Raw genomic sequence first — 10,166 nt, forward strand, 5'->3', positions numbered from 1 at the left:
TTGACCAACTTAGAATTCCAATCAAATCTGTGGAAATCAGAATTCCATTTTTAAAATAGACTTTTTCTGACATCCGAAATCCTTATTTCTTTTACTTCAATTCAAAATTAATCAGAAGAATTTCCACAAAACGTGACGAATGTTACACTAGACCATGATTTTGATCTGATAAAGTGTCATTTATTACAGAAAAGCGGAAAAAATTCCAGGAAATTTGAAAGAAAACAAAATGGACAATATTTTCTGGAATGATAAATTCTCGACAACTCCCGGTTTGTATGGAGATCAACCCAATGAATTTTTAAAAGCCAATATTCAGCAAATGCCTCCCGGAAAAATCCTTTTGCCTGGAGAAGGAGAAGGCAGGAATGCATTATATGCAGCTTCTTTGGGATGGGAAGTAACTGCCATCGACCAAAGTGAAACAGGCAAAAACCACTGTCTAAAAAAAGCTGAAAAACTCGGACTTCATGTGGATTACCATGTCTGTGATGCAAGGATACACATACCTGAGACGGAATCCTTTGATGTAGTCTCCTTGATCTATTTCCATCTTCCAAAAGAAATTTCTACTGAAGTATATTCCAAATTCGAAAAAGCTCTGAAAGTTGGTGGCACAATGATCATAGAAGGGTTTGGTAAAAAACAGCTCCAATACCAATCCGGAGGTCCAAAAAATCTAGAAATGCTCTATGACTTGTCAGGTTTAAAATCAAATTTTCAAAACATAAAATGGCATTTTGAATTTGAAGGAACCATCCATCTGAATGAGGGAATAGGACATGTAGGTGAGGCTCATGTCATCAGGTTGGTTGGGGAAAAAATCAAATTATAAATTAATGCATATCATCTTTTTATTTTTAGAATTCTTTTACTTTTGAGTTAAAACAATAAGTGAATAGCTTAAAAAAAACCACCAAACTGAGATAGCCATGAAAATCCTTGTTCCTACAGACTTTTCGGACAATGCTAACAACGCCATAGAATATGCCTTAAAAATCGCTATTAAAGAAAAGGCATCGGTTACGCTGGTATTTGCATTTTACGCCGTATATGATTTTGCTGCACAGGCAACCGAAATTATCAGCCAAATCGAATCCGATGCCAGAAAAGCACTTAAAAAATCTACAGAAGATGGAAAGAAATTGGGTATTGAGGTGGATTATCGGATCATACAGGGTACTGTGGCTTCGGCTGTAACTGCCTTGGCTTACAGGGAAGATTACGACTTGATTGTAATGGGAACTCAAGGGGCTAGTGGAATTAAAAAAGCCATTATTGGTTCGAATACCGGTCATGTCATCAAAGAAAGCTCGGTTTCTGTATTGGCGGTTCCACAGGATGCAATATGGGAAAACTGGTCAAAAATCTCGACAGGTCTTGAGTTGGATAAAGAAGAAGAAAAATTCTTCATCAAGTTGTTTAAGCTAACCCGGAATTTGGATTTGCCTTATGAATTTTTTCATGTAAAGACTGAGGAGAGTTTTGAAAAGGATCTTGGATTGATAGGTCTTGAGGAGGTGCTAAGAGAAAGGTTTGAAGATAAAGAAATCAACTTTGTAATTGAACATGCTTCCGATGTCAACTCGGGAATAGAATCTTACCTCAAAAAAAACAAAGGTTCAATTTTGGTAATGTTTTATAAAAATAAGTCATTTTTTGAATACCTTTTCAATAGAAGTACAAGCTTGGAAATGGCCTACCACACGCATGTGCCGCTTTTGGTAATCAAATGAAAATGATAAGCAGTGTAAGGAAAGAGGTAAAAGGTTTAAATAAGAACAGGATTCCATTTCTCACCTTTTACTTCTTACCGGATTGGTTATAAAAGTTTCAAATCATGAGTAAACCAAAATCCGCTCCTCAATCCATTTCAAGATATCTGCCATGATTTCTTCTTTTTCAAACTCATTGATCAATTCATGAAAAAGGCCGGGATACATGTTAAAAGATTTATCCTTGGAAGAAATTTTCGAATAAAACTCCTCGGATCCTTTTGGATTGGTGAGCTTGTCACCTGTACCGTGAAGCAATAATACTGGAAGTTTGAATTGAGAGGATTTTTCTTCAATCTCCTTCATCATTCTAAGCAATTCATAGCCTGTCCTAGCCGGTATAGCTTCATGGTAATTAAGAGAATCTTCATCATATTTCCTTACTTCTTCAGGATCATGGGAAACTTTGCTGCTGTCCAGTTTCAATACTTTTAGCTTCGGGGCAATTTTACTTACGAGCGAGGATACTGCTATCAATAATTTGGAAACATCATCGGCAGGTTTTAATGCGGCAGCGCTGAGGACAATTCCTTTTGCCTCTGGCTGGTATTTTATCACATACGAGGCCACCAAGCCGCCTCCCATACTGTGACCAAAAATAAAAGCGGGGGTATTTGGAACGTATGCCTTTACTTTTCGAAAAAGCGCATCAATGTCTTTCAGATAATCCTCAAAGTTTGAAAAATACGCATCAGGCTTAGGAAGGCAGGATTTGCCATGCCCTCTCCCATCGAAAGTAAAGACTGCAATATCCTTATCGACCAACTTTTTGGCCAAATGGGCATACCGGGATGAATGTTCACCCAAGCCGTGCACAATAAGAATGGCTGCCCTAGGCTTCTCAGGCATCCAAGCCTGAAGGTATAATTTCAGGCCATCGTGTGAGGTATAGCTTGTTTCAAGATGGTTCATTATGGGATCCATTTGATGTTTTTAAAATCCGGCTTTCGCTTTTCCAAAAAAGCATTTCTGCCTTCAATGGCTTCCTCAGTACCATAAGCCAATCTTGTCGCCTCTCCGGCAAAAACCTGCTGTCCGACCATGCCGTCATCAGTCAGGTTCATGGCAAATTTCAGCATTTTGATCGAAGTGGGTGATTTGGCAAGGATTTCCTGAGCCCATTCAAAAGCCGTGTCTTCCAATTCAGCATGCGGAATAACGGCATTGACCATTCCCATTTCATAGGCGTCTTGTGCAGAATAGTTTCTTCCGAGGAAAAATATCTCCCGTGCCTTTTTTTGTCCCACCATTTTGGCAAGATAAGCCGAACCATATCCCCCATCAAAACTCGTCACATCTGCATCTGTCTGCTTGAAAATAGCATGCTCTTTACTTGCCAATGTCAAATCACAAACCACATGCAAGCTGTGACCTCCCCCAACAGCCCAACCCGGAACTACCGCAATCACCACTTTGGGCATAAAGCGGATCAATCTTTGGACTTCCAAGATGTTAAGTCTATGGTAGCCATCTTCTCCCACATATCCCTGTTGACCTCGGGCTTTTTGGTCACCGCCAGAGCAAAAAGAATAAATTCCGTCTTTGGGAGAGGGTCCTTCAGCAGAGAGTAAAATCACACCAATTGAAGTATCTTCTTGGGCATCATAAAAAGCATCGTAAAGTTCTTTGGTGGTTTTTGGCCGGAAAGCATTTCTCACTTCAGGTCTGTTAAAGGCAATTCTTGCTACCCCGTCACATTTCTTATAGGTTATGTCTTCGTATTCCTTTGCGGTTTTCCAATTTATCTCCATGCTATTTTTGGTTTAATTATTTTATGCAAGATAACAGCCTTCAAGGAATTTTGTTGATTTTTGAATAGGCATTGCTTCACAATGGGAAAAATCATTCTTGAACATATCAGCTATACTTTTGACCAAATCAAAAATGGAAATTGGGATGGGAATGATCCCTATGTAAAAGAGTCGCTGCAATTCTGCCAAAACTGGTTACAGGGTCAGGATTCATTTGATCTTCAAACTTCCGGTTCTACTGGTATTCCAAAAACCATTTCAGTAAATCGCAGGCAAATGGAGATTTCAGCTGCTGCAACCGCAAAGTTCTTTGGAATAGAAAATCATCCAATGCTGCTTTGCTGTCTCAATACCGCTATGATCGCAGGAAAAATGATGCTGGTTCGGGCAATGGAATGGAATGCTGAAATGATATTGACCAAGCCTACAGAAAATCCGCTTGAAGATCTATGGGTGGATACGAAATTTGACTTTGTAGCAATGGTTCCTATGCAAGTGGCAGCTTGTCTATCACAGGATTTTTCCCTTCAAAAACTGAAGAAAATCAAAAACCTGATTATCGGTGGTGCCCCTTCCTCTATTTCTCTACTCGAAAACCTGGCAAAAGAGGATATCCATTCTTTTCAGACCTATGGGATGACAGAAACTGTTTCTCATATTGCCTTGGCAAAAATCGAGGGATCTAATTTGGTCTATGAAACACTTCCCGGAGTGACTATAGGAACGGATCAGGAAAACAAACTTTGGATAGAAGCTCCAATGGCAAAGGAAAAAAGACTGCAAACAAATGATCTCGTGACTATCCTGGCTGAAAATCGCTTTACATGGATAGGAAGGGCTGATTTTACAATCAATTCCGGTGGTTTCAAAATCCAGCCTGAATCTTTGGAACCCCAAATTTCACCGGCCATTGAAGAACATTTTGGAAAATCCCGGTTTTTTCTTTTTGGATTGGAGGATCTCAAATTGGGTCAAAAATTGGTTTTGGTAATAGAATCAAAACAAGCTGACCATCAAAAATCCAAGAGGTTGCTGGATTCGATTTCAGACCTAGTGCATAAATACCAAATCCCAAAAGAAGTAATCCTCGTTAGGGAATTTGTAGAAACTCCTTCAGGTAAAATCAATAAATCAGAAACCATTAAATCAGCGAAATGAAAATATCAATCCTTATTTGGATCATGTTTGCCTTATTTTCCCAATCCCAAAATCCGACAACACTTTCCCTCCAAGTTACCAATGTCAAAAATGATCAGGGTTTGGTCAGGGTTTTACTTTTCAAAGGTGAGGCAGGTTTTCCTGATGATACTGAAAAAGCATTTAAAAGTGCCTCTGTAAAGATCAAAGACGGAAAGGCTCAGGTGGATTTTGGAGCAGTTCCCGAGGGTATGTATGCAATTTCCTTATTTCATGACAGTCAAAATACAGGAAAATTAAGAACCAATGCATTTGGAATCCCAAGGGATGGATATGGGTTTTCAAATGACGCAATGGGCATGTTTGGCCCACCTCATTTTGAAAAAGCTGCATTTAAAGTAACCGTCGGTAAAAATAATGTCAGTATCAAATTGAGATGAAATTACCTTTGCAGAAATAAACCCTGCCAAAATGATCCTGCTTGATTTTCCTTATGTTTCAGATTTTCTGATTCAGACCATTATTGACAATAAATTCCCGGTAATCGCCACCAAAGAAGCAAAACAAATAGCCGGCAATAAGACCCTCAATTGGATAGCTGAAGATGCTGCTGCCCGATACCTTAAGGAAAATCCAAATACTCCCACCTATACCAATTCGGAAAATAGCATCAGCTGGATCCAAAAAAACACCCAAGCAACGGAACTTCCTGAAATCATTGAGGTCTTCAAGAACAAGTATAAGTTCAGAAAACTAGTCAAAGAGGCTTATCCCGATTACTTTTTCGAGTCTGTGGATGTTGAAAATCTGAGGAATATGGATGTTTCCGGATTTAGATTTCCTTTTATCATCAAACCCGCAGTAGGCTTCTTCAGCATTGCGGTTTACAAAGTGGACCGTGCGGAAGATTGGACTGAAACAGTAGCAAAGATTGAAAATGACATTGTCAAAACACAATCACTTTACCCTAAGGAAGTCATCGACAATACCCAATTTATAATTGAGCAGTTCATCCCCGGAGAGGAATATGCTTTTGATTGTTATTTTGATAAAGATGGCAAACCTGTGATTTTAAATATCCTGCACCATGTTTTCACCTCAGAAAATGACGTCAGCGACCGGGTTTATACAAGTTCGCCCGAGATCATCATAATGCTTCATGGTCCAATACATGACTTCCTTACCCTCATCGGTTCAAAAATAAAACTCAGAAATTTTCCCTTGCACGTTGAAATCAGGATGGATGACTCAGGAAAAATTTTCCCGATAGAAGTAAACCCGATGCGATTTGGAGGTTGGTGCACTACGGGGGATCTTGCATGGTTTGCTTATGGGATCAATTCCTATGAACATTTCTTTTATTCCAAAAAACCGGATTGGGAATCAATTTTCAAAACAAGAAAAGGAAAAAAATATAGCTTGATATTGTTAGACAATACTTCAGGAGTCAAATCTGAGGAAATCGAGGCATTTGATTATGATGCTTTGCTCATGGATTTTGAAAAACCACTGCATCTGAGGAAGATTGATTTGGACAAGTTTGGGGTTTTTGGATTTCTTTTCACTGAAACCACTCAAGGAAATGAAACTGAATTGACAGAAATCCTACATTCAGATCTCAAAAAATATGTGCGTCTCAAACCGGATAATAAATCGCAGCGTCAAGTTGAATTGAATAGTCTGGTCAAAAATGATTAGTCTGCGTCATCGAATTGCACCTTTTCAATGAAATTGTCCTTTTTGAACCAATCCTGATTCAAAAGGGGTTAAGCTTTGAAAACCTATTTCCCAAAGAATCCCTTAATTTTGCGGGCAATAAAAACCATTACTTGAATTCATTTAGCAATGCATCTCAGAACAGAAGACTTGACAAGGATCGAAATTGAATATGATTCAGGCGTGATTCCACCGCCATACAGCCATATTTTTAAATTAAAAATCGGTTTTGGAAAGAATTTTCTGGACAGCCAACTTGATTTGGTTTATACCGACAGGGATGAAGTTTCTGAAGATGATATCCTCAATGAGGGTTTTACCATGGATGATGATTATCATTTTCAAGGAGAAATCCCGAAAGTGTGGGAGAAACCTCTGAGAGAACTCTATGCAAAGTCAAAATGGTCCAATAAGAAATTGGATGAAGAAGGCGGCATCAAACTCCTTTCCAAGGATTCCCAAGGCCAAATAATCCGAACCGTACCTTTAAATCAGGAAGATTGGCAGATTTTTTCACAGGATTACATTCAGGCCATTTATGAAATCACCCATAAAGAAGCTCCTTTGACCATACATTACATGATAAGGGAAAAAGAGACTGCTTACGATATCAATCTTGTGGTCAGATTTTCGATCCGAAAAATGGAAGTTACTGTAAATGGAAAAGTAAAAGAAGTAGATTGGGATGAAACCAAAGAATTGCTTTCGTTTATCTTTTTGCCGGATTATGATTATGGCATGGCGACAGAATCAAAACCAAGTCAAAAAGGTCAGTTTATCGAATGTGGAGATGGTTTTTGGCATGACATTCAAAAAGGAGTCTTCAATATTGATGACTCCTTCGATGCAATCAGCCGAATTCAGCAGGGATTTCGAAAATTTTTATGATTAAGGCATAGAGCTGTTGTAAAAATCCCTTACAAAAGCTAAGAGTTGGTTTTCCGTCAACTTGTCGCTGCTTTGAACAGAAAGCCATTTTCCATCAAAAGACTTGTTGTCGCGAAGCCTGTTCCTCATTTGTTCTTTGGCTATGCCCGGGCCAAACAATAAAATATCCTCAAAATGACAAAGTCTTCCTTCCATCATTTTAAGGTATTCATTGAGTTCTTTTTGGGAAATGTTGTGTTTACGATGCTCATTGTTAGAGGAATTCAGCCCATTCGATGAAAACCGGGTTTTGTCACTTCCTTCTCCCACCACCCTGACCATAGTTTCAATGGGTGAATCAACAGTCTCAATCATGTGAACCATTCCGTTTTTGTATCCTATGAGGTGTGCTTTAGAATGGTCCATCCACACCCCGATTTGCTTAAAATTATTCGCTTCCATAATTTTTGGGTTTATCATTTTAAAATACGCTTAAAAAGTGATTTAGAAAAATGAAATTGTAGAAACGGTAGATTCAATAAACGAAACTCTGAATCCGTTCAATTCTATTATTTTTGTAAGCAAATCAAGAAATTACTTTTCAGATGACAGAAACAAATGGCACCCGAATCAACAAATACCTCAGTGAGGTGGGATTTTGCTCACGAAGGGAGGCTGACAAGCTCATTGATGCAGGACGGGTGACTATTAATGGCAAAGTTCCTGAAATGGGAACCAAGATCAATCCCGGAGACCAAATCAGGGTAGATGGGAAGCTGATTTCCGAGCCGGAGGAAGAACATGTTTATATTGCTTTTAACAAGCCCGTGGGAATAGTCTCAACGACCGACATCAAAGCTGAGAAAAACAATATCATCGATTACATTGGACACCCCAAGCGGATATTTCCTATTGGTAGATTGGATAAGGAGAGTGAAGGGCTTATACTTTTGACTAGCGACGGGGATATAGTCAACAAAATCCTTCGAGCAAAAAACAACCATGAAAAAGAATATGTGGTGACAGTAGATAAGCCGATTACCAAGACTTTTATCCAAAAAATGGGAAATGGAGTTCCGATTTTGGACACCATTACAAATAAATGTGAAGTCAGACAGGTCAGTACTTATAAATTCAATATTATTTTGACCCAAGGCCTAAACAGGCAGATCCGGAGAATGTGCGATTACCTTGGCTATAAAGTCACCAAACTGAAACGAATCAGAATCATGAACATCATCCTCGATCAACAAATCGGAAAATGGCGTGACTTAAGCAAAAAAGAAATGGCTGAAGTCAACAGGTTGATTGCGGATTCTTCTAAAACTTATGATGATTAGTTTCTTGTTTCGGTCTCCTTGGTGAAAGTTTATCAAATCAAAATAATCAAGAAAACACCCTCACCTGATACGGATTATTTCTGACTTGAGGTCAAGAATCATTTGGGAAATATCCTCAAGGCTTACAGGCTTGGTTTTGTCTTTCGGGTTTGGAAAATCCGTACTGATAAATGCCTTTGCTTCCCAGATTTCGACGACATCTTCCGCTTTGACCTCATAAGGTTTATAATGTTCATTGTCAGAAACCAAAAACAATTTACCGTTCTCTTCTAGGTAATTGAACACCCTTTTGTAAACCACCCCCTCGGAAGTAGTGACAAGGACGTATGTTTTGCCGCTTTTGATATCCTTCAGCTGCTCGACATAAGACCCGATTATTATCGTCCCTGACACTAAAGGAAGCATGCTGTCTCCGCTGAGTTCAAATGCCCGGTAAGTCGCATTTCTCGAAAGTGTAGGAATATGAAACTGTGGCAAAGATTCCATATACTCCGGATCAGCAAACCCATTCAGATACCCTGCTGATGCCTTTTGCCCCACCATGGTGATATTCTCACGATCGCTATCATCGGCTGCAATGGTAAGGATTTTGATCTCTTTGTTTTTTGATGCTTTTCTTCCGAATTGTTGGATATCATGGTGTAGCAATTCGTCAATGCTCACCGCAAACAGTTCCGAAATGATATCCAAAGCAGAAAGCTTCGGTTCGGACCTGCCGTCTTCATATGCCGAAATCATGGTGCGCTGCACACCAAGCTTTTCAGCAAGGTCAGTTTGGGTCAATCCCTTTTCTGTCCTGAGAAATCTGAGGTTCTTGGCAAGTATCATATGAATTCTATTAAGCTGAATACAAATAAAAATTGTTATCCTCTTTTTGTTGGTGCATTACCGAGAATGGATTCAAACCCGAGGTTGCCATCCTTCTTCTCTCCAACCGCTCTTGGATTTCGGCGATGATCTCCCCTACCGGCTTGGGTTCGTTGACCAAAAGGTAACCGTATTGAGGCTTTCTTTCATCTTCGATAAAAAACTTCACCTGACAATTTCCCGAAGGAAGTTCTTTTTGAATCACACTTATTTTGTCGATAGCTTCCATGTCCTTAGTGTTTTAACAGGAGCTAATATAAAAATGTTATTTATAATAACATATATATGTTAATAAAAATAACCTATATTCGACATATACTGTCGGGGAAATTGGGAGATTGGGATTGGAAAAATTGAAGAAATGATGATTAGGTTTTATTAGAGAATACCTTCCTTACTATTCGATAACCCAAATAAAGGATTACAATAAGAATTCCTAACCTATAATACATTCCAAAATCAGGTCCTTCAATAAACTTCTCTTTTACAATTTCCTCAAAACCATTTTCATTAAAATCCAGAGTATCTAAATCATCTTTTTGGAAAGCAGTATCTTGGGCAAGCCAAACAGAGTCATTTGATTCAGAAGCAAATATTTTGAATGCAATAATGTTTAAAAAAACCAAAAAGGCAATTGTTAATAGAATGGTTGATTTGAGATAATTTGTTTTATACGGCATAGAAAAGATTTAATCAACTAAAACAGTTTAAAT

13 protein-coding genes are annotated in these 10,166 nt (G+C 38.7%); 7 read left to right on the plus strand and 6 right to left on the minus strand.

The window, feature by feature from the left end; translation table 11 throughout:
• Window positions 1–214: 214 nt before the first annotated feature.
• Window positions 215–835, plus strand: a complete 621-nt coding sequence (locus ACZFYI_RS09615) for a class I SAM-dependent methyltransferase (RefSeq protein ID WP_462523911.1) — start codon at window positions 215–217, stop codon at window positions 833–835.
• Between the two features lie 97 nt (window positions 836–932).
• The gene (locus tag ACZFYI_RS09620; protein ID WP_462523912.1) at window positions 933–1,736 is read left to right on the plus strand and encodes a universal stress protein; all 804 of its coding nucleotides are present in this window, start codon (window positions 933–935) and stop codon (window positions 1,734–1,736) included.
• 102 nt (window positions 1,737–1,838) lie between these two features.
• Here the strand turns inward: ACZFYI_RS09620 and ACZFYI_RS09625 are convergent, their stop codons facing one another.
• Window positions 1,839–2,687 (minus strand): alpha/beta hydrolase, encoded by an 849-nt coding sequence (locus tag ACZFYI_RS09625; RefSeq protein WP_462523913.1) that lies wholly within the window; start codon window positions 2,685–2,687, stop codon window positions 1,839–1,841.
• On the minus strand, window positions 2,687–3,526 hold the full coding sequence (locus tag ACZFYI_RS09630; protein ID WP_462523914.1) for a 1,4-dihydroxy-2-naphthoyl-CoA synthase: 840 nt from the start codon (window positions 3,524–3,526) through the stop codon (window positions 2,687–2,689). Before ACZFYI_RS09630 ends, ACZFYI_RS09625 begins: the two co-directional genes overlap by 1 nt.
• Window positions 3,527–3,607: 81 nt before the next feature.
• On the opposite strand from ACZFYI_RS09630, the gene ACZFYI_RS09635 reads away from it, so the two are divergent.
• The 4 genes from ACZFYI_RS09635 (at window position 3,608) to ACZFYI_RS09650 (ending at window position 7,267) form a co-directional block, all read left to right on the plus strand.
• Window positions 3,608–4,684, plus strand: a complete 1,077-nt coding sequence (locus ACZFYI_RS09635; protein ID WP_462523915.1) for an AMP-binding protein — start codon at window positions 3,608–3,610, stop codon at window positions 4,682–4,684.
• On the plus strand, window positions 4,681–5,103 hold the full coding sequence (locus ACZFYI_RS09640; protein WP_462523916.1) for a DUF2141 domain-containing protein: 423 nt from the start codon (window positions 4,681–4,683) through the stop codon (window positions 5,101–5,103). The genes ACZFYI_RS09635 and ACZFYI_RS09640 overlap by 4 nt, the downstream gene beginning before the upstream one ends.
• 31 nt (window positions 5,104–5,134) lie before the next feature.
• Window positions 5,135–6,361 carry an ATP-grasp domain-containing protein gene (locus ACZFYI_RS09645; protein ID WP_462523917.1) on the plus strand — a complete coding sequence of 409 codons (1,227 nt, stop codon included), beginning with the start codon at window positions 5,135–5,137 and terminating at the stop codon, window positions 6,359–6,361.
• Window positions 6,362–6,508: 147 nt separating this feature from the next.
• Entirely contained in the window at window positions 6,509–7,267 is a 759-nt protein-coding gene (locus ACZFYI_RS09650) for a hypothetical protein (RefSeq protein WP_462523918.1), read from the plus strand.
• On the opposite strand, the gene ACZFYI_RS09655 is transcribed toward ACZFYI_RS09650, so the two are convergent.
• Window positions 7,268–7,708: a hypothetical protein gene (locus tag ACZFYI_RS09655; RefSeq protein ID WP_462523919.1), complete on the minus strand. Its 441-nt coding sequence runs from the start codon at window positions 7,706–7,708 to the stop codon at window positions 7,268–7,270.
• Between the two features lie 143 nt (window positions 7,709–7,851).
• Here ACZFYI_RS09655 and rluF point away from each other — a divergent pair, with 143 nt between their 5' ends.
• The gene (gene rluF / locus ACZFYI_RS09660) at window positions 7,852–8,586 is read left to right on the plus strand and encodes a 23S rRNA pseudouridine(2604) synthase RluF (RefSeq protein WP_462523920.1); all 735 of its coding nucleotides are present in this window, start codon (window positions 7,852–7,854) and stop codon (window positions 8,584–8,586) included.
• Between the two features lie 60 nt (window positions 8,587–8,646).
• Here the strand turns inward: rluF and ACZFYI_RS09665 are convergent, their stop codons facing one another.
• The 3 genes from ACZFYI_RS09665 to ACZFYI_RS09675 all read right to left on the minus strand — a co-directional run bounded on the left by ACZFYI_RS09665 (window position 8,647) and on the right by ACZFYI_RS09675 (window position 10,079).
• A complete protein-coding gene (locus ACZFYI_RS09665; protein ID WP_462523921.1) occupies window positions 8,647–9,414 on the minus strand; it encodes an XRE family transcriptional regulator in 768 nt (255 codons plus the stop codon).
• Window positions 9,415–9,424: 10 nt separating this feature from the next.
• On the minus strand, window positions 9,425–9,682 hold the full coding sequence (locus ACZFYI_RS09670; protein WP_462523922.1) for a hypothetical protein: 258 nt from the start codon (window positions 9,680–9,682) through the stop codon (window positions 9,425–9,427).
• A gap of 139 nt (window positions 9,683–9,821) precedes the next feature.
• Window positions 9,822–10,079: a hypothetical protein gene (locus tag ACZFYI_RS09675; RefSeq protein ID WP_462523923.1), complete on the minus strand. Its 258-nt coding sequence runs from the start codon at window positions 10,077–10,079 to the stop codon at window positions 9,822–9,824.
• Between the last annotated feature and the right edge of the window lie 87 nt (window positions 10,080–10,166).

This window comes from Aquiflexum sp., assembly GCF_977115555.1.